The organism is Mesorhizobium sp. WSM2240 (assembly GCF_040438645.1).
In the GTDB taxonomy this organism is placed as follows: Bacteria; Pseudomonadota; Alphaproteobacteria; order Rhizobiales; family Rhizobiaceae; genus Allomesorhizobium.
Genome location: NZ_CP159253.1, coordinates 2,114,405 through 2,141,180, shown reverse-complemented (window position 1 = coordinate 2,141,180; position 26,776 = coordinate 2,114,405). Strand labels below are relative to the sequence as shown.

At 62.2% G+C, this 26,776-nt stretch carries 26 protein-coding genes; 15 read left to right on the top strand and 11 right to left on the bottom strand.

Going from position 1 to position 26,776, the window contains the following annotated elements:
- Positions 1-67: 67 nt before the first annotated feature.
- Complete coding sequence (locus ABVK50_RS10275; RefSeq protein ID WP_353641665.1) at positions 68-1,480, bottom strand: circularly permuted type 2 ATP-grasp protein; 1,413 nt, start codon at positions 1,478-1,480, stop codon at positions 68-70.
- A 306-nt stretch (positions 1,481-1,786) separates the two neighbouring features.
- Here ABVK50_RS10275 and ABVK50_RS10270 point away from each other — a divergent pair, with 306 nt between their 5' ends.
- Positions 1,787-2,386: a YdeI/OmpD-associated family protein gene (locus tag ABVK50_RS10270; RefSeq protein WP_353641666.1), complete on the top strand. Its 600-nt coding sequence runs from the start codon at positions 1,787-1,789 to the stop codon at positions 2,384-2,386.
- Positions 2,387-2,411: 25 nt separating this feature from the next.
- Here the strand turns inward: ABVK50_RS10270 and tgt are convergent, their stop codons facing one another.
- Positions 2,412-3,542, bottom strand: coding sequence for a tRNA guanosine(34) transglycosylase Tgt (gene tgt / locus ABVK50_RS10265; RefSeq protein ID WP_353641667.1), 1,131 nt, complete (start codon positions 3,540-3,542; stop codon positions 2,412-2,414).
- Between the two features lie 124 nt (positions 3,543-3,666).
- Between tgt and ABVK50_RS10260 the strand changes: the two genes are divergently transcribed.
- Positions 3,667-4,065, top strand: a complete 399-nt coding sequence (locus ABVK50_RS10260; RefSeq protein WP_353641668.1) for a GFA family protein — start codon at positions 3,667-3,669, stop codon at positions 4,063-4,065.
- On the opposite strand, the gene queA is transcribed toward ABVK50_RS10260, so the two are convergent.
- From queA to coaD, 4 genes are all read right to left on the bottom strand, one after another.
- Positions 4,053-5,132, bottom strand: a complete 1,080-nt coding sequence (gene queA, locus ABVK50_RS10255; RefSeq protein ID WP_353641669.1) for a tRNA preQ1(34) S-adenosylmethionine ribosyltransferase-isomerase QueA — start codon at positions 5,130-5,132, stop codon at positions 4,053-4,055. The genes ABVK50_RS10260 and queA overlap by 13 nt on opposite strands.
- Before the next feature lie 167 nt (positions 5,133-5,299).
- On the bottom strand, positions 5,300-5,815 hold the full coding sequence (locus ABVK50_RS10250; RefSeq protein WP_353641670.1) for a peptidylprolyl isomerase: 516 nt from the start codon (positions 5,813-5,815) through the stop codon (positions 5,300-5,302).
- Between the two features lie 27 nt (positions 5,816-5,842).
- On the bottom strand, positions 5,843-6,427 hold the full coding sequence (locus ABVK50_RS10245) for a peptidylprolyl isomerase (protein ID WP_353641671.1): 585 nt from the start codon (positions 6,425-6,427) through the stop codon (positions 5,843-5,845).
- 10 nt (positions 6,428-6,437) lie between these two features.
- Positions 6,438-6,935 (bottom strand): pantetheine-phosphate adenylyltransferase, encoded by a 498-nt coding sequence (gene coaD, locus ABVK50_RS10240; RefSeq protein WP_353641672.1) that lies wholly within the window; start codon positions 6,933-6,935, stop codon positions 6,438-6,440.
- A gap of 195 nt (positions 6,936-7,130) precedes the next feature.
- Between coaD and ABVK50_RS10235 the strand changes: the two genes are divergently transcribed.
- Positions 7,131-7,271, top strand: a complete 141-nt coding sequence (locus ABVK50_RS10235; protein WP_353641673.1) for a hypothetical protein — start codon at positions 7,131-7,133, stop codon at positions 7,269-7,271.
- A 50-nt stretch (positions 7,272-7,321) separates the two neighbouring features.
- On the opposite strand, the gene gyrA is transcribed toward ABVK50_RS10235, so the two are convergent.
- A complete protein-coding gene (gene gyrA, locus ABVK50_RS10230; RefSeq protein WP_353641674.1) occupies positions 7,322-10,123 on the bottom strand; it encodes a DNA gyrase subunit A in 2,802 nt (933 codons plus the stop codon).
- 207 nt (positions 10,124-10,330) lie between these two features.
- Positions 10,331-11,182, bottom strand: coding sequence for an AraC family transcriptional regulator (locus ABVK50_RS10225; RefSeq protein WP_353645966.1), 852 nt, complete (start codon positions 11,180-11,182; stop codon positions 10,331-10,333).
- Positions 11,183-11,268: 86 nt separating this feature from the next.
- Here ABVK50_RS10225 and ABVK50_RS10220 point away from each other — a divergent pair, with 86 nt between their 5' ends.
- The 6 genes from ABVK50_RS10220 (at position 11,269) to rnk (ending at position 16,153) form a co-directional block, all read left to right on the top strand.
- Positions 11,269-11,805, top strand: coding sequence for a hypothetical protein (locus tag ABVK50_RS10220; protein WP_353641675.1), 537 nt, complete (start codon positions 11,269-11,271; stop codon positions 11,803-11,805).
- Between the two features lie 14 nt (positions 11,806-11,819).
- Entirely contained in the window at positions 11,820-12,197 is a 378-nt protein-coding gene (locus ABVK50_RS10215) for a VOC family protein (RefSeq protein ID WP_353641676.1), read from the top strand.
- 181 nt (positions 12,198-12,378) lie between these two features.
- Complete coding sequence (locus ABVK50_RS10210; protein WP_353641677.1) at positions 12,379-12,603, top strand: hypothetical protein; 225 nt, start codon at positions 12,379-12,381, stop codon at positions 12,601-12,603.
- Between the two features lie 288 nt (positions 12,604-12,891).
- Positions 12,892-13,521, top strand: a complete 630-nt coding sequence (locus ABVK50_RS10205) for a MarC family protein (protein WP_353641678.1) — start codon at positions 12,892-12,894, stop codon at positions 13,519-13,521.
- Between the two features lie 71 nt (positions 13,522-13,592).
- Positions 13,593-15,332, top strand: coding sequence for an adenylate/guanylate cyclase domain-containing protein (locus ABVK50_RS10200; protein WP_353641679.1), 1,740 nt, complete (start codon positions 13,593-13,595; stop codon positions 15,330-15,332).
- 380 nt (positions 15,333-15,712) lie between these two features.
- The gene (gene rnk, locus ABVK50_RS10195) at positions 15,713-16,153 is read left to right on the top strand and encodes a nucleoside diphosphate kinase regulator (protein ID WP_353641680.1); all 441 of its coding nucleotides are present in this window, start codon (positions 15,713-15,715) and stop codon (positions 16,151-16,153) included.
- 246 nt (positions 16,154-16,399) lie between these two features.
- On the opposite strand, the gene ABVK50_RS10190 is transcribed toward rnk, so the two are convergent.
- On the bottom strand, positions 16,400-16,909 hold the full coding sequence (locus ABVK50_RS10190; RefSeq protein ID WP_353641681.1) for a single-stranded DNA-binding protein: 510 nt from the start codon (positions 16,907-16,909) through the stop codon (positions 16,400-16,402).
- A gap of 249 nt (positions 16,910-17,158) precedes the next feature.
- Between ABVK50_RS10190 and ABVK50_RS10185 the strand changes: the two genes are divergently transcribed.
- The 3 genes from ABVK50_RS10185 (at position 17,159) to ABVK50_RS10175 (ending at position 21,870) form a co-directional block, all read left to right on the top strand.
- The gene (locus tag ABVK50_RS10185) at positions 17,159-17,446 is read left to right on the top strand and encodes a hypothetical protein (protein WP_353641682.1); all 288 of its coding nucleotides are present in this window, start codon (positions 17,159-17,161) and stop codon (positions 17,444-17,446) included.
- A 678-nt stretch (positions 17,447-18,124) separates the two neighbouring features.
- Complete coding sequence (gene uvrA / locus ABVK50_RS10180) at positions 18,125-21,046, top strand: excinuclease ABC subunit UvrA (RefSeq protein WP_353641683.1); 2,922 nt, start codon at positions 18,125-18,127, stop codon at positions 21,044-21,046.
- Positions 21,043-21,870 (top strand): hypothetical protein, encoded by an 828-nt coding sequence (locus tag ABVK50_RS10175; RefSeq protein ID WP_353641684.1) that lies wholly within the window; start codon positions 21,043-21,045, stop codon positions 21,868-21,870. The genes uvrA and ABVK50_RS10175 overlap by 4 nt, the downstream gene beginning before the upstream one ends.
- Positions 21,871-21,917: 47 nt before the next feature.
- Here the strand turns inward: ABVK50_RS10175 and ABVK50_RS10170 are convergent, their stop codons facing one another.
- On the bottom strand, positions 21,918-22,856 hold the full coding sequence (locus ABVK50_RS10170; RefSeq protein ID WP_353641685.1) for a hypothetical protein: 939 nt from the start codon (positions 22,854-22,856) through the stop codon (positions 21,918-21,920).
- A 148-nt stretch (positions 22,857-23,004) separates the two neighbouring features.
- On the opposite strand from ABVK50_RS10170, the gene ABVK50_RS10165 reads away from it, so the two are divergent.
- Positions 23,005-23,802 carry a hypothetical protein gene (locus ABVK50_RS10165; RefSeq protein WP_353641686.1) on the top strand — a complete coding sequence of 266 codons (798 nt, stop codon included), beginning with the start codon at positions 23,005-23,007 and terminating at the stop codon, positions 23,800-23,802.
- Between the two features lie 44 nt (positions 23,803-23,846).
- Here the strand turns inward: ABVK50_RS10165 and ABVK50_RS10160 are convergent, their stop codons facing one another.
- Positions 23,847-23,984 (bottom strand): hypothetical protein, encoded by a 138-nt coding sequence (locus ABVK50_RS10160; protein WP_353641687.1) that lies wholly within the window; start codon positions 23,982-23,984, stop codon positions 23,847-23,849.
- Positions 23,985-24,212: 228 nt separating this feature from the next.
- Between ABVK50_RS10160 and ABVK50_RS10155 the strand changes: the two genes are divergently transcribed.
- Together ABVK50_RS10155 and ABVK50_RS10150 are read left to right on the top strand one after the other, a co-directional pair.
- Positions 24,213-25,103, top strand: a complete 891-nt coding sequence (locus ABVK50_RS10155; RefSeq protein ID WP_353641688.1) for a hypothetical protein — start codon at positions 24,213-24,215, stop codon at positions 25,101-25,103.
- A gap of 337 nt (positions 25,104-25,440) precedes the next feature.
- Entirely contained in the window at positions 25,441-26,742 is a 1,302-nt protein-coding gene (locus ABVK50_RS10150; protein ID WP_353641689.1) for a S8 family serine peptidase, read from the top strand.
- Positions 26,743-26,776 lie beyond the last annotated feature (34 nt).

Below are 26,776 nucleotides of genomic sequence, written 5' to 3'. Positions count from 1 at the left end.
GAACCCCTCCCTATTCCCTATTCCCTATTCCCTATTCCCTATTCCCCTACTGCCCACTGCCTCACCTTCAATCATCCAACACCCACGTATCCTTCGTCCCGCCGCCCTGCGATGAATTGACGACCAGCGAGCCTTCCTTCAGCGCGACGCGCGTCAGCCCGCCCGGCACGATCTGGATGCGGTCGGAGACCAGCACGAAGGGACGCAGATCGACATGGCGCGGGGCCAAGCCCTTCTCCGTCAGGATCGGGCAGGTCGACAGCGACAGCGTCGGCTGGGCGATGTAGTTGGACGGCTTGGCGGCAAGCTTCTTGGCGAAATCCTCGCGCTCCTTCTTGCTCGCCGCCGGCCCGACCAGCATTCCGTAACCGCCGGAGCCGTGCACTTCCTTGATCACCAATTCGGAGAGGTGTTCCTGGACATATTTCAGGCTGTCGGGCTCCGAGCAGCGCCAGGTCGGGATATTGCCCAGGATCGCCTTGCGGCCGGTATAGAACTCGATGATTTCCGGCATATAGGAATAGATCGCCTTGTCGTCGGCGATGCCGGTGCCGGGCGCGTTGGCGATGGTGATGTTGCCGGCGCGATAGACGTCCATGATCCCTGGCACGCCGAGCGCCGAATCCGGATTGAAGGTGAGCGGATCGAGGAAGGCATCGTCAACGCGCCGGTAGAGCACGTCGATCTGCTTGTAACCCTCGGTCGTGCGCATAGCCACATGGCCGTCGACGACCCGCAGATCATGGCCCTCGACGAGTTGGACCCCCATCTGATCGGCGAGGAAGGCGTGTTCGAAATAGGCGGAGTTGTAGCTGCCGGGCGTCAGCACCGCGATTGTCGGGGTTCCCTTGACCCCGTCCGGCCGCACGGCCGCCAGCGATTGCCGCAGGAGTTGCGGATAGTTCTCGACAGGCCGGACTTTGATCCTCTGGAACAGCTCCGGAAAGAGCTGCATCATAGTCTCGCGGTTTTCCAGCATGTAGGAGACACCGGAAGGCGTGCGCGCATTGTCCTCGAGCACGTAGAACTCGTCCTCGCCGATCCGCACGATGTCGACGCCGATGATATGGGTATAGACGCCGCCCGGCGGGCGCACGCCGATCATTTCGGACAAGAACGCCTCGTTGTTGGCGACTAGTTCCTTCGGCACGCGACCGGCGCGCAATATCTCCTGGCGGTGGTAGATGTCGTCGAGGAACGCGTTCAGCGCCTGGACGCGCTGCTCGATGCCCTGGGTCAGCCGCCGCCATTCATGTCCGGAAATGATGCGCGGCACGATATCGAAGGGGATCAGCCGCTCCGCCGCCTCCTCCTCGCCATAGACCGCGAATGTGATGCCGGTCTTGCGAAAGACCCGCTCGGCGTCGCGCATCTTTTCGGTCAATCGCGCCGGATCCTGCTTCTTCAGCCAGCTGTCATATCCGGTATATGGCCTTCGCAATCCGGTTGGTTCCGGCAGCATCTCGTCGAAAGCGACCACGCACGCACTCCCCTGTACCAGTATTTCAATTGCGTCCGTCAGGAAAAGCAAGCCCAATCGCTTCAGGGCCCAAGCATCTGTGGGCTCTGCCCAATTTCGCGGCAGCTTGCCTACACGATTGGAATCGGATTGGGCAGAAGCAGGTGGCAAGCCGCGGAAGCGGCGCCGGTTTTCGACATGCCGCTGAAATTATGACTCCGATCCACGTATAATATGATGGAATCAGCACGGCTTCGGCAGCGGCCCATATCCGCGGCGTCAGCCTGCGGTCATCAAATACGTTGAGCATAGAGAGCGAATATTCCGATGGCGCCCTTCAAGGTCGATCCCGGCAAGGTCCATGAATTCAAGGACGCCGAGAGTTTTTACCACTGGCTCGGCAAGCACCACGACAAGGAAGCCGAGGTCTGGATCAAGATCCACAAGGTGGGCTCGGGACTGAAGTCGATCAGCCCGACCGAGGCCATCGATGTCGTCCTTTGCTGGGGCTGGATCGACGCGATCCGCAAGGGCTTCGACGACAAAAGCTATCTGCAGCGCTACACGCCGCGAGGCAGAAAGAGCACGTGGAGCCAGATCAATGTCGACAATGTCGCGCGGCTGATCGAGGAAGGCCGGATGACCGAGCACGGGCTCGCTCAAGTCGAGGCGGCCAAGGCCGACGGGCGCTGGGACCGCGCCTACAAGAGCGGCAAAGACATGAAGATCCCCGACGATCTCCAGGCGGCAATAGACGCCGAGCCCCGAGCCAGGGAAATGCTTGCGAAACTCAGCGCGCAGAACCGTTTTGCGCTCGCCTTCCGCACCCACAACATGAAGACGGAAGCCGGCCGAAAGAAGAGGATCGCGGCCTTCGTCGAGATGCTCAAGCGCGGCGAAACGATCTATCCGCAGCGCAGGAAATGAGCCTCTGACGGAAGCCGTCCGTGTTCTAAAGCAGTGGCAGGTCGCCCTTGGCCCAGCCTTCGCTGATCTCCGCCGAGCGCTCCTCGAACGCGCCGGCCGAGATCGCGTCGCGGATCTGGCCCATCAGACTCTGGTAATAGGAAAGGTTGTTCCAGGTCAAAAGCATGGCGCCCAGCGCCTCTTGCGAGCGTACCAGATGGTGCAGATAGGCGCGGGAATAGTCGCGCGCCGCCGGACAGTCGCTCTCTTCGTCGAGCGGACGGGGATCGTCGGCATGGCGTGCGTTGCGGAGGTTGACCTTGCCGCGCCTCGTATAGGCAAGGCCGTGGCGGCCGGCGCGCGTCGGCATCACGCAATCGAACATGTCGATGCCGCGGGCGACCGATTTCAATATATCGTCGGGCGTGCCGACGCCCATCAGGTAGCGCGGCTTACCCGCTGGCAGTTCCGGACAGGTTGTCTCCAGCATTTCGAGCATCACCGCCTGAGGCTCGCCGACCGCCAGGCCGCCGACCGCGTAGCCCTTCAGGTCCATCGCCGCCAGCGCCTGCGCTGATTTCACGCGCAGCAGCGCATTGTCGCCCCCCTGCACGATGCCGAACATCGCCTTGCCCGGTTGCTCGCCGAAGGCCGCCTTGCAGCGCTCGGCCCAGCGCAGCGACAGTTCCATCGCCCGCTCGATCTCGCTCTCCTTGGCCGGCAGCGCGGTGCATTCGTCGAGCTGCATCTGGATGTCTGAGTCCAGCAGGCCTTGTATTTCGATCGAGCGTTCCGGCGACATTTCGTAGGGTGCGCCGTCTATATGCGAGCGGAAGGTCACGCCCTGCTCATTGAGCTTGCGCAGCTTCGACAGCGACATGACCTGGAAGCCGCCGGAATCGGTCAGGATCGGATACGGCCAGCGGGCGAATTCGTGCAAACCGCCGAGCCGCGCAACGCGCTCGGCGCCCGGCCGCAGCATCAGATGATAGGTGTTGCCTAGGATGATATCGGAGCCGACGCCGCGCACCTGGTCCATATACATGGCCTTGACGGTGCCGCCGGTGCCGACCGGCATGAAAGCCGGCGTGCGAATTGTGCCGCGCGGCATCGAGATCTCGCCGCGGCGGGCGTTGCCGTCGGTGGCAAGGAGGGAAAAGGAGAATGTCTGATTCATGCCCTGCCCTTAGCGGCCACAACGCGCCAAGACAATCGGATCACGGCGAAGAGCTGCTTCAGCCTTGATCGGTCAAAATAGGCGCTCTACGCTGACGCACGCTGAAAATGCTGGACCTGACCGAATGAAGACGATCGAGGGCGCGTGCCATTGCGGCGCGGTGCGCTGGCGTTTCGAGGGAGAGCCGGAGGGAGCGACGGCGTGCAACTGCACGGTCTGCCGCCGCCACGGGGCTCTGTGGATCTACGGTTATGAAGGCCACGAGATCACCGTGTCCGGGCCGACGCGGGCCTATGCGCGGGGCGAAAAACACTTGAGCTGGCACTTCTGCCCGGAATGTGGCTGCGTCGCATGGTGGCGAGGAAGCCGCACAGGCAAGGATGGCCGGCGACGCCTGGCCGTGAACGTCAGGCTCGCCGAGCCCGAGGCTGTCGCGGACATACCGATCGACCATTTCGACGGGTTCGGCACGTTCGAAGATTTGCCTCGCGACGGCCGTAAGGTCTCCGACTACTGGTTCTGAGTCCTGAACAGAAGGCACGCGTCTCCGTAGGAGTAGAACCTGTAGCCGTTTGCGACCGCATGCGCATAGGCCGCGCGCATCGTCTCCAGCCCGCTGAACGCCGAGACCAGCATGAACAGCGTCGAGCGTGGCAGGTGGAAATTGGTCATCAGCACGTCGACGATCCGGAAGCGGTAGCCCGGCGTGATGAAGATGCTGGTCGCGCCAGACCACTCGGCGAGCATTCCGTCATCGCGTGCAGCGCTTTCAAGCAGCCGGAGCGAAGTCGTGCCGACCGATACCACGCGGCTGCCACGCGCCCGGGCGGCGTTCACAGCGGCTGCGGTCTCAGCCGACACGCTGCCGCTTTCGGCATGCATCTTGTGGTCGGCGGTGTCGTCCGCTTTGACCGGGAGAAAAGTCCCAGCCCCGACATGCAAAGTGACGAAATGCCGTTCGATGCCTCGCTTATCGAGCGCCGCGAACAGTTCGGGCGTAAAATGCAGGCCGGCCGTGGGCGCGGCGACCGCGCCCTCCTCCTCGGCATAGATCGTCTGGTAGTCCGTGCGGTCGCGCTCGTCGTCGTCGCGTTTCGACGCGATGTAGGGCGGCAGCGGGATATGGCCGACTGCGTGCAGCGCCTCGTCCAGGAACGGGCCGGATAGGTCGAAGGCAAGCAGCACCTCGCCGCCCTCGCGCTTCTCGACGACGGTTGCCTCGAGCGCGCCAAGGAAGCACGAATTACCGTCATGGCCGAAATGGATGCGATCGCCCGGCGCCACGCGTTTTCCCGGCCGGACGAAAGCCAGCCAGCGATCCGCGGCCACACGCATGTGCAGCGTCGCGTCCACCTGCGCCGATGCTTCGCCGCGCCGCCGGATGCCCCTTAGCTGAGCCGGGATAACCTTGGTGTCGTTGAAGATCATGACATCGCCGGGCTGAAGCAGCGCCGGCAGCTCGCCAACTTTGCGATCTTCAACGCCATCGCCCGGCCTGACCACGAGCAGCCGCGCCGCATCGCGCGGCTCGGCGGGGCGAAGCGCGATCCGGTCTTCGGGGAGATCGAAATCAAACAGGTCGACGCGCACCTCTACCTCCCCCTTGTGGGGAGGTCGCCCGGCTGTTTGGCCGGGCGGGTGGGGGTTTTACCATTCAATTTCACAGGTTGGATGTCCAAGAAGCAGGATCGGCGTTGGAGCACTACACCCCACCCGCCTCGCTTCGCTCGGCGACCTCCTCGGCGGAGGTAGACCGCTCAGGCTGCGATGTCCGCCGCCACTTTCATCGACACGATCTTGTCGGGATCCTGCACCGGCTCGCCGCGCTTGATATTGTCGACATTGTCCATGCCTTCGATGACCTGGCCCCAAACCGTATACTGCCGGTTGAGGAAAGCCGCATCGTCGAAGCAGATGAAGAACTGCGAATTCGCCGAGTTCGGGTTCTGGGCCCGCGCCATCGAGCAGGTGCCGCGGCTGTGGTTCATGTTGGAGAACTCAGCCTTGAGGTCGGGCTTGTCCGAACCGCCCATGCCGGCGCGGGAAGGATCGAACGTCGGCTTGGTCGAATTGCCGAACTTCACGTCGCCGGTCTGCGCCATGAAGCCGTCGATGACGCGGTGGAAGACGACGCCGTCATAAGCGCCCTCGCGCGCCAGTTCCTTGATGCGGCTCACATGGCCCGGCGCCAGATCGGGCAGAAGCTCGATCACGACCTTGCCCTTGGTGGTTTCCATGACGAGCGCGTTTTCGCGATCCTTGATCTCGGCCATCCCGAATTCCTTTTCTGCTTTAATTGATTAATTGCCGTCGGCGGCGATGCGCACCTTGATCATCCGATCCGGCTCGCTGACAACCCCATTCATGGCGGGGTCGCCCTTTTTCACCTGGTCGATCAGTTCCATGCCGCTCTCTACCGTGCCGACGACCGTGTACTGGCCGTCGAGGCCCGGATTGGGCGCAAACATGATGAAGAATTGCGAATTGGCCGAATCCGGGCTCTGCGCTCGCGCCATGCCGACGGTGCCGCGCACATAGGGCTCGGCTGAGAACTCGGCGGGCAGATCGGGCAGCTTTGAGCCGCCGGTGCCGGCGCGGTCCGGATCGAAGCCGTCCTTCATGTCGCCGAACTCCACGTCTCCGGTCTGCGCCATGAAGCCCTCGATCACCCGGTGGAAGGCGACATTGTTATATTCGCCGCCGCGCACCAGCGCCTTGATCTGCTCGACATGCTTGGGCGCGAGGTCGGGCCTGAGCGCGATGGTCACATCGCCCTGTTCCAGCGTGATGATCATGGTGTTTTCGGGTTCGGCGGCTATTGCGGCCGAGCCGCCAAACAGGGCCGCGGCAATAATCAGGGACGAAGCAAGCTTCCTGAGCTTCATGGATTTTTCCTCAATGAGCGAATTTTTCGACGAGCGCGCCAGCGACCACGGCCGGAACGAAGGGGCGGATGTCGCCTCCCATGCTGGCTATCTGGCGGACAAGTGTGGCGGTAATGGTGCGGACGGAGGGGCTCGCCGGCAGGAAAACGGTCTGCAGTTCGGGCGCCATGGTTTCGTTCATACCTGCCAACTGCATCTCGTAGTCGAGATCCGTGCCGTCGCGCAGGCCGCGTATCATGGTCGATGCGCCATGCTTGCGCGCCGCTTCGATCACCAGCCCGTCAAACGAGATGACCTTGATGCGCTCCGCGTCGGCGCCGAACTCGGCGCGCGCCGCACGCTCTATGAGCTCGATCCTCTCCTCCAGGGAAAACAGCGGCTTCTTGCCGGGATGAACGCCTATTGCGGCGTAGATCGTGTCGGCGACGGCCAGCGCCGCCTTCAGCACGTCGAGATGGCCGTTGGTCAGCGGATCGAACGATCCCGCGTAGATAGTGATGCGTTTCATGGAAGCTGCTTCTAGCCGGGCCTAAGGTCAAACGCAATTCGCATGGGCGGAGTCGCCGCTGCTTGGCAAGTGCAAGGTGAACCGCAGATGAACGGCCGCATCACGAAAGGTTCAACCGGCCGCAGATAGACCGCCTCTACAAAGTCGGAAACCAAATCGCCATCTAATCATTGTAACGATCAGGAGAACGACATCATGCTGATCTACATGCTCGCCGCCGCAATGACCATCGCCATGCTGATCGCCACGGCCTTCGGTCTTCATCAGGAAGCCGCACGCATCCGCCTCGAAGAGCGCAACGACCGCTCACGGGGTTTCGGTCCGCGCCAGCGCTAGACGGTCTCGCCTTGGTTGTCGCGGCAGTTTCCGCCGCGACCGAAAGTATTTTATTCTTCCGTACCGCCGTCTCCGGCTTCCGAAACTTCGCCAGGCACGGCAGCCTCAGCGATAATCTCCTCCACGTCCTCATCACTCTGCGGCTCTGAGATGCGCTCGACCGAGACCACCTTTTCGCTGTCGGCAGTGTTGAAGATCGTGACGCCCTTGGTAGCGCGACTGGCGATGCGGATACCGTGGACGGGCACGCGGATGACCTGCCCACCGTCCGAAACCAGCATGATCTGATCATCCTGCCCGACCGGGAAGGTCGCGACCAGACGTCCGATCTCCGCCACCTTCGACACGTCGGTGGCGCGAATGCCCTTGCCGCCGCGGCCGGTGAGCCGGAAATCGTAGGATGAGGAGCGCTTGCCGTAGCCGTATTCGGTGACGGTCAGCACGAACTGCTCGTGCTGCTTCAGGAATTCATAGCGCTCGTCTGAAAGGTCCGCCTCTTCGGCGACCTCCTCATTGGTCAGCGCGATCTCTTCCTCGCCCTCGCCTTCTGCCGAAGCCAGCCGGCGTTCGGCGACCGAACGCTTCAGATAGGCCGCGCGTTCAGCCGGCGGCGCGTCGACATGCTCGATGATCGCCATCGAGATGACGCGGTCGCTTTCGCCCATCGAGATGCCACGAACGCCGAGTGAGGCGCGGCTCTGGAAGACGCGTACGTCGCTGACCCGGAAGCGGATGCACTGGCCCGAGCTGGCGGTCAGAAGCACGTCGTCATTGTCCGTGCAGGTCTCGACGCCGAGGATCTCGTCGCCTTCTTCCTCCAGCTTCATGGCGATCTTGCCGTTGCGATTGACCTGGACGAAGTCGGAAAGCTTGTTGCGTCGCACAGTGCCGCGTGTGGTGGCGAACATCACGTCGAGATCGCCCCAGCTATCCTCGTCCTCCGGCAGCGGCAGGATCGCGGTGATGCGGTCGCCGGCCTCCAGCGGCAGCATGTTGCGCAGGAACTTTCCGCGCGACTGCGGCGTGCCGATCGGTAGGCGCCAGACCTTCTCCTTGTAGACGATGCCGCGCGAGGAGAAGAACAGGATCGGCGTGTGGGTGTTGGCCACGAACAGCCGCGTGACGAAATCCTCGTCCTTGGTCGACATGCCCGAGCGGCCCTTGCCGCCGCGCGCCTGCGCCCGGTAGATCGAGAGCGGCACGCGCTTGATGTAGCCTTCATGCGTGACGGTGACGACCATGTCCTCGCGCTGGATCAGGTCCTCGTCGTCCATGTCGGCGCCGCCTTCGGCAAGCTCGGTGCGCCGCGGCGTGCCGAACTCATCGCGAACCGCGGCAAGTTCGTCCTTGACGATCTGCTGGATGCGGACGCGCGACGACAGAATGTCGAGGTAATCGGCGATTTCCGCGCCGATCGTGTTTAGTTCGTCCGAAATCTCGTCGCGGCCCAGCGCGGTCAGGCGCTGCAGGCGCAGTTCGAGGATGGCGCGGGCCTGCTCTTCCGACAGATTGTAGGTGCCGTCGTCATTGATGCGGTGGCGCGGATCGTCGATCAGGAGGATCAGCGATTCCACGTCCTGCGCCGGCCAGCGACGCTCCATCAACTGCTCGCGCGCCGTCTGCGGGTCCGGCGCCTGCCGGATCAGCTTGATGACTTCGTCGATATTGGCGACCGCGATCGCTAGGCCGACCAAGACGTGGGCGCGATCGCGCACCTTGCGCAGCAGGAATTTCGTCCGGCGGCTGATGACCTCTTCACGGAAGGCGACGAACGCCTTCAGTATGTCGATCAGGTTCATCAGTTCCGGCTTGCCGCCGTTCAGCGCAACCATATTGACGCCGAACGAGGTCTGCAGCGGAGTGAAACGGTAGAGCTGGTTCAGGATGACGTCGGCATTGGCGTCGCGCTTCAATTCGATGACGACGCGGTAGCCCTGCCGGTCGCTCTCGTCGCGGATGTCGGAAATGCCCTCGATGCGCTTTTCGCGCACCAGATCGGCCATCTTCTCGATCATCGTCGCCTTGTTCACCTGGTAGGGAACCTCGGTGATGATGATGGCTTCGCGGTCGTTGGCGCGTTCCTCGATGGAGACGCGGCCGCGCATGGCAACCGATCCGCGACCGGTCGAATAGGCGTTGTAGATGCCGGAACGTCCGAGAATGATGCCGCCGGTCGGAAAATCCGGGCCGGGAATGATTTCCATGAGCGCCGGCAGCTCGATCGCCGGATTATCGATCAGCGCGATGGCCCCGTTGCACACCTCGCTCAGATTGTGCGGCGGGATGTTGGTCGCCATGCCGACCGCAATGCCGCCGGAACCGTTGACCAAAAGGTTGGGGAAGCGCGCCGGCAGGACGCGTGGCTCTTGGCCCGACGCATCATAGGTATCCTGGAAATCGACGGTTTCCTTGTCGATGTCTTCCAGAAGCTCGTGCGCGACCTTGGTGAGACGCGATTCCGTGTAGCGCATCGCCGCCGGCATATCGCCGTCGATCGAGCCGAAATTGCCCTGCCCGTCGATGAGCGGCACGCGCATCGACCAGTCCTGCGCCATGCGCACCAAGGCGTCGTAGATCGAGGCGTCGCCATGCGGATGGTATTTACCCATCACGTCGGCGACCGGCCGCGCCGACTTCACATATTTGCGGTTCCAGTGGTAGCCGCTTTCATGCGCGGCAAACAGAATGCGCCGGTGCACCGGTTTCAGGCCGTCGCGCACGTCGGGCAGCGCACGGCTCACGATGACGCTCATGGCGTAATCGAGGAAGGAGCGCTCCATCTCCTCGATAATGGAAATCGGCTCGACGCCGGATGGGCCGTCGGGGCCGCGCGGAGTTTTGATGTCGGTCAAATCGGATCACGCAATATGGGGAATCACTTGCTCCTTATATAGGAAGTGACTGGCGATCTCCAACTCTCGGACGCGAAATCCGGCCGATATCCAGAGTTGCTTTTTCGATTTAAATCAACCGGATAGAAGCGGTTTTCTGAGACTGCGACGACATGTCTGCCGGGATCGCAGGCGGCTGGCGCGAAAGTCTGCTGTTCCTGTCCCGGCTTACAGGATTGAAGCGCCCGCGCCGCCACTGCGATGGCGCGCCCGGAATGCGCCGGGCGTCACACCCATGACCCGCCTGAAACGCCGGTTGAAAGTGGAAAGGTCGTTGAAGCCGGCGTCGAAGGCGATGGCCGAAATCGGCTCGTCCGACAGCCGCAGCCGCACCGCCGCGCGGTGCAGGCGGGTTCTCAGCACATATTGATGCGGCGTCATGCCGGTCATCTGGCGAAACGAGCGCAGGAAGTGGAACGGGCTGGTCGCCGTCCCGCTGGCCAGATCGGCGAGCGCGAGCGGTTCGTGAGCGGCCAGTTCTATGCGGCGGACCGCCTCGCTGACGCGGCGCTGGTCGAAACGGTTCGGCCGGCGCGGCTGATCCGCCGCCGTGCCGGCAAGCGTCGACGCGACGCCGCCGGCCAGCCGCAAGGCGATTTCACCCAAAGCCCCGGCATCGCTGTCGTCCCGCGCGATCTCCGCTTCCGCCAACAGGCGCGCGAAATCTCTCAGCGGCGGCAGGCGCGGCGCAGCGAAGCCGATATTCCTCGCCCCCGGCGTCTCGGCAACGACGTCTTCCAGAAACTCCGGCGAATAGTGAAAAGACAGGCAGCGGTCGCCCACCCCGTGTTCGTGTCCGCATTCGAAGCAGGAGCCGGCATTGCCGAGCAGCATCGAGCCGGGCGCGAGCACCGCAGTCCCCTGCGCGGCGCTGTAGCGAAAGGTCCCGTCAGTCACGGCCGCGATGCAATAGTCGCCGTGCTGCTCCTCGAACGGACGGTCGTGAACGCCGGCGCGGCAGATCAAATCGTGGACCCGCCACCCCGGACCAGACGCAAGTAAATGGGCGGTCACTGTCATCGGCAAAAGATAGCAATTTTTCCCAAGCCGATAAAGCGGCCGGCCGCCATCATGGCCGCATCTGCTGACAATCCGGGAGCTATATCATGTCCCAGGCCAATTCCTTTGCCGAAGCCCTGCACGCTGCCGGTCCGGCAGCCGGCCATGCCGAAAAGCTGAACCTCTACGGCCGCTTCGTCGGCGCATGGTCGTTCGACGCCAAGCGTTTCACTGAAGACGGCAAGGTGCTGACCGGCCGCGGCGAAATCCAATTCGGCTGGGTGCTCGAAGGCCGCGCGATCCAGGACGTCTGGATCCTGCCCGCCAGAGACGCCGGCCCTTCACCGTCGCTCGGGAACTGGACCTTCTACGGCACGACTTTGCGGGTCTACGACCCCGGCCTCGACGCCTGGCACATTATCTGGAGCGACCCGCGCACCCAGTATTACAGCCGTCAGCTCGGCCGCGCGGATGGCGACAATATCGTCCAGCAGGGCGCCGACGATACAGGCTCGACCGTCCGCTGGAGCTTTACCGACATCACCGACGACGCGTTCCGCTGGACCAGCGAACGTTCGCATGACAACGGCGCCAATTGGCGGCTGGAAGTGGAGTTCCTTGCCCGCCGGTCCGCTCAATCATAGCGATGGAGAAAACCATGCTCGACCATGTCTCGATCGGCGTTCGCGATATCGCCGCCGCAAAACGCTTCTACGACGCAGCGCTCGCACCGCTCGGCTATTCCTGCCTCAGCGCATCCGACGGCTCGCTCGGCTATGGCAAGGACGCCGTCGGTTTCTGGATCAGCCGCGTCGAAACTCCCGTGCCCGACGATGCCGGTTCCGGCCTGCATTTCTGCTTCACCGCGCCATCGCGCCAAAGCGTCGACAGCTTCCATAGCGCCGCCCTTGCCGCCGGCGGCCGCGACAATGGCAGGCCCGGCCTGCGCGCCGACTATGGAGAAGGCTACTATGCAGCCTACGTCGTCGATCCCGACGGCTATCGGCTGGAGGCCTATTGCGGCAAAACCGGGTGACCGGTCTGTCCAGCCGCACTGAACAGCGGTAGTGGGTCAGTTTGAAATTGGAACGGCAAGCGCTTCGTGATTCGCGTTTCCAGATCAGACGTGCAATGCTCTGTTGGTCGCCCGTGACATTCCGGCAATCGGGCGCTTGGAAGAGACCATCACGCTTTCGCCCAATCATGGGAGATGCAAGATGGACGACTGGGGCATAGCCAGTGGCCCGCAATTGGCCGAACTCACCAAACTCCTGGAGGACTATTCGAAGGAAATTGGCATCGAAAATAACGCGCCAGCTCGTAACCGCTTGGCGAAACGCATCATGGACCTGTTCAACGAGGGCGTCATGAAGCCCGAGGACATCAAGCGGAATCTGGACTCAAGTCCGAACCATTGGCAGGTTGAACAGGCGGCCCCATAACGGTCGCCTGGATTTTTGCGTGGTCCATTTCTTATATGGTCCGCGAACCAACGGCTTCTCGGCTTCCTTTGCCTCGATCAACGCAACGATTTCACCAATCTCCCAAAAGCTTGTCAGTGACGCCAGCGGCCATCGCGAGTTTCGGCTCTTTCATGCCTCAATATGGCTCGCCAGGCGTCAGTTCAAAGGTCAGATTTCAAACCGGCCCACTACCCGAATAGCGCATGCTGGCGCTCCGCTTTGCCTTGTTCTATTACCGATTGCGGGCAGAAGGGCGGGGAGCTGGCAATGCCGAGTTACGACAGCGTCTTCAACGCCTTCGTTACGCTTCTGGTGACCATCGATCCGCCGGGCCTGGCGCCGCTGTTTCTCGCCGTCACGCGCGGCATGAACCGCGACGAGCGCCGGCAGGTCTCCGTCCGCGCCTCGATCATCGGTTTTTCGGTGATGGCGCTGTTTGCGCTGGCCGGCGCGCTGATCCTGTCGGTGCTCGGCATCACCCTGCCCGCCTTCCGGGTGGCGGGCGGCTTGCTCCTGTTCTTCATCGCCTTCGAGATGGTGTTCGAAAAGCGCCAGGACCGTAAGGAGAAGATCTCGGATGTGGCGATCACCAGGGACCATATCCACAACATCGCCGCCTTCCCGCTGGCGATCCCGCTGATCGCCGGCCCCGGCGCGATTTCGGCCACGGTCCTTTTGTCGGGTTCGTTCCAGGGTGTTGCCGCCCAGGCGGCGCTGGTCGGCATCATCGCGGTCTGCCTGCTTTTGACCTATCTGGTCTTCATTCTCGCCGAGCGCATCGACCGGCTCCTTGGCCAGACCGGGCGCTCCATCCTGACCCGCCTGCTCGGCGTGATCCTGGCTGCGCTTGCCGTCCAGTTCGTCGCCGACGGCGTCAGGGAACTGATGGCGGTTTGAAGAGCAGGCGCTCTTCCGTACGCACGTGTCGTACTCTATTATCGATTGATCCTGCCCTTGAGGGGGCCTTCATGGAGCGGAAGCTCGCGGCGATTCTCGCTGCCGACGTGGTCGGCTACTCGGCTCTCATGGAGCGCGACGAGGCGGGAACGTTCGACCGCCTGAAAGCCAGCCGCAGGGAACTGTTCGAACCGGAGATCGAAAAGCGCCACGGCCGCATCTTCAAGCTGATGGGCGACGGACTGCTTGCCGAATTCGGCAGCGTCGTGAATGCGGTCGAATGCGCCGTGTCGCTGCAGCGCGGTCTGGCGGAACGCAACGCCAATGTTGCGGAAGACCAGCGCTTGGAGGTTCGGATCGGCGTCAATCTCGGCGAAGTCATCATCGAGGGTGAGGACTGTTACGGCGAAGGCGTCAATGTCGCCGCGCGGCTCGAACAACTGGCCGAACCCGGCAGCATATGCGTCTCCGGCAAGGTGGCGCGCGAGGTCGAGAAGAAGCTCGCCTTCGCATTCGAATCGATGGGCGAGCAGCAGGTCAAAAACATCGCGGAGCCGGTGCACGCCTATCGCGTCGTCATCGGCGGCCCAATCCCCACGATGCTGGCCAAACCGCTAGTCTTGCCGGGCAAGCCCTCGATAGCGGTGTTGCCCTTCACCAATATGAGCGGCGACCCGGAGCAGGAGTACTTCGCCGACGGGTTGGTCGAAGATCTGATCACCAGCCTGTCGAAGATGCCCGGCATCTTCGTGATCGCCCGAAATTCCACCTTCGTCTACAAAGGAAAGGCGGCGGACATCCGCCAGGTCGCGAAGGAACTGGGGGTGCGCTACGTGCTGGAAGGGAGCATCCGCAAGGCCGCGAACCGTCTGCGTATCACAGGCCAGCTCGTCGAGGGGACGGACGCGACCCATGTCTGGGCCGACAAGTTCGAGGGCGCTGTCGAAGATGTTTTCGATCTGCAGGATCGGCTGACGGAGAGCATCGTCGGAGCGATCGAACCCTCGATCCGGCGCGCTGAGATAGAGCGGGCGCGCCGCAAGGCGCCGGACAGGCTTGACGCTTATGATCTCTACCTGCGCGCCATGCCGCATACGCATGCAAACACATCAGCCAACACAAACGAAGCATTGCGTCTTCTCGATGAGGCTCTGCGTCTCGACCCCAACTATGCCGCCGCCCATGGCTATGCGGCATGGGGCCATGAGCAGCGCTTTCTTCGCGGCGGATTTCACCCCGAGGACAGGTCAGCGGCGCTGATGCACGCCCATGCAGCTATGGTCATGGGCTCGGACGATCCACAGGCGCTGAGCATGGGAGCGTTCGTCTATGCAATGATCACCCATGACTACGCCCGTGCATTGGGTGCGCTCGACCAGGCATTGAAGTTGAACAGCAATTCTGCGCTCGCCTTTGGTTTCAGCGCCTTGGTCAACATGCTTTGCGAACAGTACGAACGCGCAGTCGATCACGCACAGAGAGCGTTACGGCTTAGCCCGTTTGATCCGTTGAACTACCATCCCTATCTGGCGTTGGCCTGGGTCAATCTGTTCACCGGCCATTTCGAGGAAGCGGCAAACTATTCGGCACTGGCAATCCAATCGAATCCGGGCTTCAGCTTACTCCACGCCACCCTCGTAGCCAGCCATGCCAATCTAGGGCACCTCGACGCTGCTCGAATGGCTGCCGAGCAGCTTCTTGAGGTTGCCCCCGGCTGGACGATCGGCGGCTTTGTTCAGATGGACTTCGTGCGCCCGCAACTGATGGATGCCTTCGCCAACGCCTTGCGGAAGGCGGGGCTGCCCGACTGAATTTCCGGAGGATCTCCCGCCTCGCAGCCGGCGATGATGCACTTGCCGTGCATCTGGCAATTGTGTCCGTCTCGGGGCGGGAATGGAAGCCGGCAGGATGGCCGCCAGGGCGCTTGCCTTGACATCCCAGGGCAGGTCGCCGACAATCCCATCCATGTTCCGTGCAGCCAAAATCGCGAGCGATTTTCCCTTCCGGGTTTGTCCCATCGCGGGATCATAACCCCCGGCTCGGCCTTTGCGCCCCCGAGCCGCGGGGGAAGGCACATCACCAGTCCATGACATCCAGACCCTGACCGGTCCGTCGGACCGCGGCGCAAATCATCCAGAGAACAAGAGCGGCCATGCCCCGGCATCGCCGCCGAAGAATAACAGGTATTGAAATGCCGAAAACCGCCAAAGCAGGCCGCAAGCCGGTCATCACCGTTGCCAGGTCGGAACACGACCGGCTCCTCGTCTTCGCCAACACCATCGCCGCGCAAAACCCGGATGCATCCGAGGATCTGCTGCTGGAGCTGGAGCGCGCCCGCGTGGTGAACGACGACCGGGTTCCGGACGATGTGGTGCGGATGGGCTCGAGCGTGAAATATGAGCCCGACACCGGCGAAACCCGCACGGTCAAACTGGTCTATCCCGGCGAGGCCGACATTTCGGTCGGCAAGATTTCGGTGCTGACGCCGATCGGCACAGCGCTGCTCGGCCTGGCACCCGGCCAGTCGATCGGCTGGACCGCACGCGATGGCCGCCGTCACGAGCTGCACGTTCTCAGCGTCGATGCTCCGCCGGCCGAAGACGAGGAACAGGATGCCGGCGCGGCGGCGTGACCAGCATGCGCAACCTCTTGGCGGCAAGGCTTTCCCGACCAGAGGCTCAGAATCCTGACGGGCGCGTGACCCCTGCGCTGCAGCAGCCGCAATAGCAGGCCGGCGGCTCAGGGATGTGCTTTTCGGTCAAGCTTTCAGCCAGTCGATGCCGAGGGGCCGCGGCGGAGAGGCCGCGCTGCTGCGACCGGCGGTAGACCTGCCATTTCACACAGCCTATGCCGCCGGCGACGAAGGACTCCGCTATCCTCAGAAGGGAATCTCGTCGTCGAGGTCGCGAGGTGATCCACCGCCGCCCCGGCTGCCGCCGCCGCGCGAAACGTCGGTCGGCCCCGACTGGCCGAAATCGGAACCGCCGCTGCGTCCCTGGCCGCCGCCATAGCCGACCTGGCCGCCCTCACCGCCGCCGCGCGCGTCGAGCATCTGCAGCTCACCGCGGAATTTCTGCAGCACGATTTCCGTCGTGTAGCGGTCCTGGCCGCTCTGGTCCTGCCATTTGCGGGTCTGCAGCTGACCCTCGACATAGACCTTCATGCCCTTCTTCAGATATTGCTCGGCCACCTTTGCGAGGTTGTCGTTGAAGATCACGACATTATGCCACTCGGTCTTTTCCTTGCGCTCGCCGGAATTCTTGTCGCGCCAGGTTTCCGAGGTCGCGACACGGATGTTGACGACCGGATCGCCCGAGTTCAGCCGCCGGATTTCCGGGTCCGCGCCAAGATTACCAACCAGAATGACTTTATTGACGCTACCCGCCATGACACCGCTCCGCGCTCATCCGAAACCAAAACAGGCCGCACTCTAGCCGATCGGCGCTCCGACATGCGCCGCCCGCACCTCAAAAAGGCCTGCTGTCCACAAATAGTTTTGTTCGCTCTTTGTTCCTAACATGCCGCCATGCGCCGCGCAAGTGCAAAGCCTCTCGATGAAACGTTCGTCATTCCCGGAATCTATTTAATCGCCGAAGCGAATTTGGCGTTTTTCCGGCAGCGCTTCTATGATGCCGGGATGAACCATCGGAAGCCGCAACGAAACACCTATGCCGTGGCGCTCGCGGCCGTCATGCTTTCAGCCGCCATTCCCGCGCTCCAGGCGGAGGAGCGTACCCCGTCCGGACTTCCCGGCGTCGACGGCAAGGCGGTTGGCCAGACGCGCATCAGGCCTGTCGGCGAGTCTCTCACCGGGACGCCCCAAGCCGACGCCAACGGTTTTGTCCGCATCGGCGACTGGGACGTGAAGATATCGGGCAGCGTCACCATCGATATCGGGACATTTGCGCCGCGCACCGGTCGATAGCTTTCGGAACCGGTCCACAAGACCATATCCGCCAAAAATTCGGCCCTGCCGCTTCGTCGGAAGCTCGCAGGGCCTTTTTTGGGTCTCTGCCCGTTCTACTGGTCGTCCTCGACCAGTTTTGATTTCGGATGCAACGCGGCGTTCAGCCGACGATCCGACTGGTAGTCTCTGATTGTGAAGGGATCAGCGGGTCAAAGTCTGCCGAGCGAACTCAGGCACTTTTGCCTGCTGCGGCTCCACACCTTAGTGGAGCCTTTCGGAACTGTCCGGTGGAGTCATGCCTCACTCCTATATCCGTTAATCCTGTGCCTGCCGGCGCGCCTATCCGCTTGCCTGCGGCGTCTCGCAGACGGGCCGAATGCCAGCGAAGAGCATCTCGTAGACGCTCGGCTCCGGCTGACGGATCGCATGGTGCACCCCTCATTCCGCTACGTCAACCCGCGCAGTTGCCGGTTACAAAAAATGTGATCGCAGGTCCCGCCACAGCTCCGCCACAACTTTGTCAGGAGCCTGTTTCCCCTTTGTTCTTTTCGCTTGCCCCACCACGGCAAAGGCGGCTAAACCCTCCTGACACGAGGGAACTGGCTGCCCTCGAATGAGCGGCAAGAATACCTACATGACGGGATGGCCGGACAACCAGCCACTCCGAAACATTTTTGATTGAGGCGGCGGACCGGCATGGCCGATCACAAATATCTTTCCGTTCGCGGCGCACGCGAACACAATCTGAAGAATATCGATCTCGACCTGCCGCGCGACTCGCTGGTCGTGATGACCGGCCTGTCCGGCTCGGGCAAATCCTCGCTCGCCTTCGACACGATCTATGCCGAGGGCCAGCGCCGCTATGTCGAGAGCCTGTCGGCCTATGCGCGCCAGTTCCTGGAGATGATGCAGAAGCCGGACGTCGACCAGATCGACGGCCTGTCGCCTGCCATTTCCATCGAGCAGAAGACCACGTCGCGCAATCCGCGTTCTACGGTCGGCACCGTCACCGAGATCTACGACTATATGCGCCTGCTTTTCGCGCGCGTGGGCGTGCCCTATTCGCCGGCAACCGGCCTGCCGATCGAAAGCCAGACTGTCAGCCAGATGGTCGACCGGGTGCTGGCGCTGGAGGAAGGCACGCGGCTCTACATCATGGCGCCCATCGTGCGCGGCCGCAAAGGCGAGTACCGCAAGGAACTGGCCGAACTGCAGAAGAAGGGCTTTCAGCGCGTCAAGATAGACGGCCAGTTCTACGAGATCGCCGACGCGCCGGCCCTCGACAAGAAATACAAGCACGACATCGACGTCGTGGTCGACCGCATCGTGGTGCGCGGCGACCTTGCCTCGCGGCTTGCCGACTCCATCGAGACGGCGCTGAAGCTGGCCGAAGGGCTATGCGTGGCCGAATTCGCCGACAAGCCGCTGCCTGCCAGCGAGACTTCCGAGGACTCCGCCAACAAATCGAAGAACGACACGCATGAGCGCCTCCTGTTCTCCGAAAAATTCGCCTGCCCGGTTTCCGGTTTCACCATTCCGGAAATCGAGCCCCGGCTGTTTTCGTTCAACAACCCGTTCGGCGCCTGCCCGGCCTGCGACGGGCTCGGCAGCCAGCGCGCCATCGACGCCAGCCTTGTCGTTCCCGACGAGAACGTCACGCTGCGCAACGGCGCGGTCAGCCCGTGGGCGAAATCGACCTCGCCCTATTACTCGCAGACGCTGGACGCGCTGGGCAAGGTCTACGGCTTCAAGCTCGGCGACAAGTTCAAGGATCTGACGGACGAGGCGAAGGACGCCGTGCTCAACGGCACCGGCGAGCGCCAGATCACCTTCGACTATGATGACGGCCTGCGCTCCTACAAGACGACCAAGACGTTCGAGGGCGTCATTCCCAATCTCGAGCGCCGCTGGAAGGAAACCGAATCCGCCTGGATGCGCGAGGAGATCGAGCGCTTCATGTCGGCCAGCCCCTGCCCGGCCTGCAACGGCTATCGCCTCAAGCCGGAGACGCTGGCGGTGAAGATTGCCGGCCTCCATATCGGCCAGGTTTCGGAAATGTCGATCCGCAAGGCCAATTCCTGGTTCGCGGAGCTGCCCGCCGCGCTCAACGCCAAGCAGAACGAGATCGCCGTGCGCGTGCTCAAGGAGATCCGCGAGCGCCTGCGCTTCCTCAATGATGTCGGCCTCGACTATCTCACAATGTCGCGCAATTCCGGCTCGCTGTCGGGCGGCGAGAGCCAGCGCATCCGTCTGGCCTCGCAGATCGGATCGGGACTGACCGGCGTGCTTTACGTGCTCGACGAGCCGTCGATCGGCCTGCACCAGCGCGACAACCAGCGGCTGCTCGATACGCTCAAGCACCTTCGCGATCTCGGCAACACCGTCATCGTCGTCGAGCATGACGAGGATGCGATCCTGACCGCCGATTATGTCGTGGACATCGGCCCGGCCGCCGGCATCCATGGCGGCGAGATCATCGCCCAGGGCACCCCGGCCGAGGTGATGGCCAATCCGAACTCGATCACCGGCAAATATCTGACCGGCGAACTGGAAATCCCAACACCGCCTTCACGGCGCGAACTGAAAAAGAACCGCCGGATAAAAATCGTCGGCGCGCGCGGCAACAATCTGAAGAACGTAACCGCCGAAATCCCGCTCGGCACGTTTACGGCCGTCACCGGCGTTTCAGGCGGCGGCAAGTCGACCTTCCTGATCGAGACGCTGTTCAAGGCGGCGTCGCGCCGCATCATGGGCAGCAGAGAGCATCCGGCCGACCACGACCGCATCGAGGGGCTCGAATTCCTCGACAAGGTCATCGACATCGATCAGTCGCCCATTGGGAGGACCCCGCGCTCGAACCCGGCGACCTATACCGGCGCCTTCACGCCGATCCGCGACTGGTTCGCGGGCCTGCCGGAAGCCAAGGCGCGCGGCTACCAGCCCGGCCGCTTCTCCTTCAACGTCAAGGGCGGGCGCTGCGAGGCCTGCCAGGGCGATGGCCTGATCAAGATCGAGATGCACTTCCTGCCCGACGTCTTCGTGACCTGCGACGTCTGCCACGGCAAGCGCTACAACCGCGAGACGCTGGACGTGACCTTCAAGGGCAAGTCGATCGCCGACGTGCTGGAAATGACCGTCGAGGAAGGCGTCGAGTTCTTCGCCGCGGTGCCCGGCGTGCGCGACAAGCTGGAGACGCTGGCCAAGGTCGGCCTCGGCTATATCCATGTCGGCCAGCAGGCAAACACGCTCTCCGGCGGCGAGGCGCAGCGCATCAAGCTCGCCAAGGAATTGTCGCGCAAGGCGACCGGCAAGACGCTCTACATCCTTGACGAGCCGACAACCGGCTTGCATTTCCACGATGTGGCGAAACTTCTTGAAGTGCTGCACGAACTCGTCGACCAGGGCAATACGGTGGTCGTCATCGAGCACAATCTGGAGGTGATCAAGACCGCGGACTGGGTGCTCGACCTCGGCCCGGAGGGCGGCGACGGCGGCGGCGAGCTGGTGGCGGCCGGCCGGCCGGAAGCAATCGCCGCCGAGCCGCGGAGCTACACGGGGCAGTTCCTCAAGGAGCTGCTGGGACGTCGGCCGGGGAAAAGGGCACAGGCGGCGGAGTGATCACGGAATCGTCAGACCCGCAAATACCAGAGCTTGGCCCCGCCGATATTGCCTTGTACTTTGACCGGCAGTGCCAAAGACCTGTCGACGAAACGGGATGCAATCAGTGGGCGATCATCGTTGACGAGCACGGCGCACTCGCTCGCCGTCGATCGCGCGTGACCCGAGTTCCTTGGGAAGCGTTGTTGAAAATGCCTGAACTGCATTTTCGCTCAAATCCCTACGACGACCATCGCGACCGAATCGCACGCTTTTTCTTGAACCACGTCAAGCTTCACGATCATTTCGAAGCAGGTGAAAAGGCGTTGCTGCAAGGCAACCTCCAGCCTTTCGAGTGGGGCCACTTGTTTCCATGCCGCCCGACTTATGTGTCTGATTCCGAGTTCGATCGAGCTTGGAGCGACCTTCTTGTTACGGCGCGCCCGATGGATACGATCTTCATCGCAAGGGAAGTTGATATCTTGAGCAGGCTAATAGCTTGGACCACACAAGGGCCATTCAGCCACGTCGCAACTTACCTTGGTGACGGGGAGATTTGGGAGTCGGTGACATCCGGTTTGAGGAGAGGAAAGCTCTCTGATCTGTACAAGAGCAGGAGAATATGGGTCGCAGTGTACCGGCACATCCAGCACATCGAGCGAGAATTTTCCTCTGACGAAGCCGAGCGGACGGCAACCGACGCGGCCGCTAAGTACAAGGATGGATACAACTGGTTTCAAGCGGTCAGACACGGATTGATGAGCTTTCGAGGTGCGCACGAGGATGCAGAGGTACCGAACAGCTTCCTATACCGAGGTTCTTGGGTACTTATTGCTCAGGCGTAGCTGATGCGTCACCTGCACAACCGTACGGTTGTGACTATAGCTCCGCATCAGAGGGTCATCAGATAACGCCCCCGTTTATCAGGGACTCGCTTTGCCGCCGTTTCCAAGAACCGACGCTCCTGATCCGGGGGTAGCTTGACAGCAATATAACTGAACTCAGAGTTTTGCCCGTCATTGTCTGAGAAAAAACCGGTGTAGAACCATATTTCCCGAAACGGAGAGGCCGCCAAGAACTCACCCAACTCCTCTGATGCGGCAAGCACGTCCTTCCCGTCATAGAGGCTGGTGCGGTTGTCGAGAATTAAAACAGTCCGCTCCTTTCCCTCATGGCCCTTCCCCGTCTTGTTTTGAATTGCCGACCGAATGATCTCGCTCAGCGACTTATCCGGCGGCGGCAGAAAGCTGGTGAATAGCTGCTTTCCTGTGCCGAACCATGGGTTCGCCACCTTGTGATCGTTGGTCAATCCCGCGTGTTGGTAACGAGCAATCTCTTCATCGGTCTCGCTGTTCGGGAACATTTCGTTCAGCTTCTTGAGTTCGCGTAGCGTTATCGCTTCTTTGTGCCGAACTGACGCCACCCGCTGCTCGCGCTTGTTTATGACGTGCAGCGTCTTATTGTCCGCGATAGCAGTGATTTCGACAAAGAAATTGTCTTTGTCATTCACCGACAGTTCGAAATCCCACGGGCAGTCACGATCAACGATATTGATCCCGTCTCCTTCTTTCAAAAAATATTTCGCCGACCACATTATGTAGTGAATGCAAATGAGCAGCTCGCGATGACGATCATCAACCGTATCGAGGAAAACGCGTTTCTGTATCTTTCCATCAGGGAAGATAAAGTAATACTGCTTGTAGTTGTTCTTATCTTCTAATGAGGCAATAGGAAAGAACGTGAACGTGCCGCCATCTTCCTCGGCAGCTGGCGCCTCATGGGCGGCAGGTTTATCGGTCTTGCTCTCAGGCGTAGGGGGGTTGCGATTCATGTTCAACATCATGCATCAATTGTCGCTGGGCGACAAGACATGTTCCCTTTTGGTTCCTGTGGCGCTAGTGCTCTGATGTGCATCGTCGCAGCTGGCGCGAGCGTGAATGGTGTCCACGCAGCGAAGGCCTTTTTCTCGGGTGATGTCCATGAACGACCCAGCAACGGAAGGTGTAAAGGCTGCTGAACAGGACGCATTGCTGCCGATACTCCGGTCGATACCGCAGGTTAGTGCGGGCGTTGCGGCCGTCGCCTTGCTGCTTGGAGCGGCTTCGCTGACAGGCAAGGCATATGGCCTTGGCGCGCTAGGTGCCGAGTTCCTCACCGTATCGGATATTGGCGTGGAGGCAGTCAAACGCGCCCCGCTCGCGATTGCCATCTTCGCGGGGTTTATTTTCTTTCGGTCTGTTCAGGGCTGGGGCGACAAGCCTAATCCTATTGTTCCAGGTTACCGCGCGAGCAAGGTTGGATTGCGGTTTGCCGTGCTGCTGTTTTTCGTCGGGTTCCTGTCCGTGCCGCCGTCGCTGGGTGCAAACTTCGTTATATGTTCGTTAATGCTCGGCCCGGTTTTCCTATTCAACATCACAGTTGAACGTGCTCGTCGCGACCTGATCCCGCGCTGGATGATAATGCTCGCATTTGTTATGGCTATAGGGGTGATTCACTTCGTGGGCGGCTATATTGCAACGGCAGGTCCGATTTTGAGGATAGACGGTCGCTCCCTCCCGAAGCACAAAATCTGTCTAAGTGATGGCACCTGTGCCACCGCCGCGCTTCTGGTGCGGTTCGCTGAAACAAGCGCCTTCCTTTCTGAAAACGAAGGGACGGTCGCTTACCTTCGCAATGATGCAATCCAAAAGATCGTTGCTTTAGAGCCTCATGGAGATCAGGCGACAATTCCAATTTGGACTTGGCTCAGCTCGTTGCTCGCTTGGTTTAAGGGCTGACTGGCCGCTCTCGCCGGCGGCGGGGCAGCATTGTCCTCTTGCGCCTATCCCCACACCGTCTCCGCGCCCAATTCCCTCAGCCACCTGTCCTTCGACACCAGCGTCAGCCTCTCGACCACCGCCTGAGCCGCAAGCATCCGGTCGAATCGCTGCTGAGCGCTGCCTATATCGCGGATAGTCATCCTCGGGCTTGTCCCGAGGATCTGCGCACTCGGGAGGAGGCAGAGCCAATTGCTTCTTGAGCAAATTCCCTTGGCGGCGGATCTCGGGACAAGCCCGAGGATGACGGCGGCTATGTATGCCGTCCTTCGCGAGGCGATATCGTACTCTCCTGCAAAGCTTTTTTGACTTCTTTCATCCACGCCCCTCCAACCCGCCCTTTAATCCCACCGCCTTGAAAGAAGGCGGCGATGGACGGAACGGCAGCGATAAACATAAATCTCGAGGCGCTGAAGCGCATCCTGGCCTGCCTTGTCGCCATGGCCGGGCTCGGTCCTCATCCTGAGGTGCCAGCCGATCCTGAGCTTGTCGAAGGGGAGCCTCGAAGAACCCTGCCCCGCCATCTTCGGCTCGCCATATTGCGGCTGCTGCGTCCGGCCGAAGCCGCCGCGCGGCGGCTGATCATCGCGGCCGCGCGCGGTCTGGTCGCGCCCCTGCCGCCACGGCGAAAACCCAGGCCGAATCCTATAGCGGTAGAGCCCCTATTGCGCCGCTTCGGCATCGCCGTCGTGATGTCTCCCGCCGATCTTGCACGCGACGCCGCGGCCAGGCGAACCGCCGTCGCCCGTGCCGCCCGCCCGCGTACCCTATGCCTGCCGCTGTTCGATCCGCCGCGGCGCGTCATGAGCCCTGAGCTTGTCGAAGGGTCGAACGGGTCAAAGGGCCGCCGCACTGTCCCCGCACACGCCGCCCCGCGCATCCTGTTTCCCGGCGTCGTCGAGCCGTTTCCCCTCCCGCCGCCGCCATCCCCCGACGACCCGGTCGACGCCACGCGCCTCGGCCTCCGCCTCGCCGCGCTGGCCGCCGCGCTCGACGACCTGCCGGGGCAGGCAAAACGCTTTGCCCGCTGGCAGGCGCGCAACACGCGTGGAAACACTCCCGGCCGTATCCGGCGCATCTCGCCGCTGCGAAGAGGACGTCCGCCGGGCGGCCGTCTCACCCGTTTCGATCCATCCGCCTACCGCGACGCCGCACGCGCGCAAGGAAGAAATGCACCCCGCAACGTCCGCGAGGTCGATGAAATCCTGGCTCACGCCCATGCGCTGGCCCTCTACGCTTTGCAGTACCCCGACACGTCATGACCCAACCCCGCTGCTGCTGGGAAAAGCGGAACGCGGCATTGCATTGCCGCGCGCGCTTTCGCGCGTCACTCTCCTGCCCTACTTCCTATTCGCTATTCCCTACTCCCTTCACCTGTCAGGAGCCGTCGCTCACCGGGTGGACAAGCGCGCCCGGCAATCGCATTTTCGCGGCCATCCCTTGCAACGGAGGTCGAGATGGAGAAGGCCGGGGCGGAAAGCGGAAGCGGCGGAATAGGGAGCCGGACCGCGGGCGCGCAACCTGCCTTTCCAAAATTGCGCGTTTTAATTGCGCATTTTCGCCTGCATACTCGCCGTGATCGCAGGCCGGAGAGATCGAATGGACAATATCGCAGCGTCGCCGCCGCCTCAGCCCACCGGCAACATGCTGGTGATATTCCAGCCGAATCGGAAGCCGAAGGAGATCGAAAGGCTGATCTCCAACGTCGTAGGCGCCAAGGTCGTGCATTCTCGCGACTTCCGGGCTCCCGGTGCTGATTTCGCGGAAGCTTTCGCTGAGGCAGGCGCGCTCAGCCTCGATCGTCTCGGCATCGCGGTAATAAAGGCTCCCGAGGGCGACGGCATATCGGTTGCTGCAACGATGCTGCGCGCCCGCAAGGAGGTCATCGAGGTACGTCCGGAATTCTGGATGTATGTATTCGCCGGATGGGACGAGCGCTACGCCGCCTGGGTGCGCGACGGCCTCTCGCTTCTGGCGGACCCCGCACTGCGCGAGCTGCTGCCTCCGGGCGGCATTGCCGCGCCATCATTCTTGCCGGTCACAGAGCAGGTGTCGGCAACGTGGGGGCTCACCGCCACTGGCGCGGACCGGTCGACCTTTTCCGGCGCCGGCATAAAGGTCGCGGTGCTGGACACGGGACTTGATCTCACTCATCCGGACTTTGCCGGGCGCAGCATCGTCTCGAAAAGCTTCGTTCCGGACGAGGATGTCCAGGACGTCCAGGGCCACGGCACCCATTGCATCGGCACGGCCTGCGGGCCGCTCTCGCCGGCCGAGCAGGTCCGCTACGGAATAGCCTACGAGGCGGAAATCCATGCCGGCAAGGTCCTGAACAATGCCGGCTCCGGCACCGAGCGCTGGATACTTGCCGGCATCGAGTGGGCGGTCGAAAGCAAATGCGAAATCATTTCGATGTCGCTCGGACGCGCCGTGCAGCCGGGCGAGCCGCCGGACCCGTTCTACGAGCGCGCCGGCGAATACGCGCTTGAGAACGGATCGCTGATAATCGCGGCGGCGGGCAATGAAAGCTGGCGGCAGTACAATTCCATCAGGCCGGTCACCTCGCCGGCCAATGCCGCCTCGATCATGGCGGTCGCGGCGATCGACGCGAAGATGAAGGTCGCGAATTTCTCGTGCGGCGGCGTCAACCCGGCCGGTGGCGAGGTGAACGTCGCCGGGCCGGGAGTCGACGTGCTTTCCACAGTGCCGATGCCGCGCATATATGACCGGTTTTCCGGCACCTCGATGGCGACGCCGCATGTCGCAGGCATCGCCGCCCTTTTGGCGCAGTCCGACAAAAGCCTGCGCGGCAAGGCGCTGTGGACGGCGCTGGAGCATGGCGCGCGCAATATCGGCCATCCGGCGCGCGATGTCGGCTCGGGGCTGGTGATCGCGCCGTGAAGCAGTGTCGATGGACTTGCTGGCCGCTTCGCCT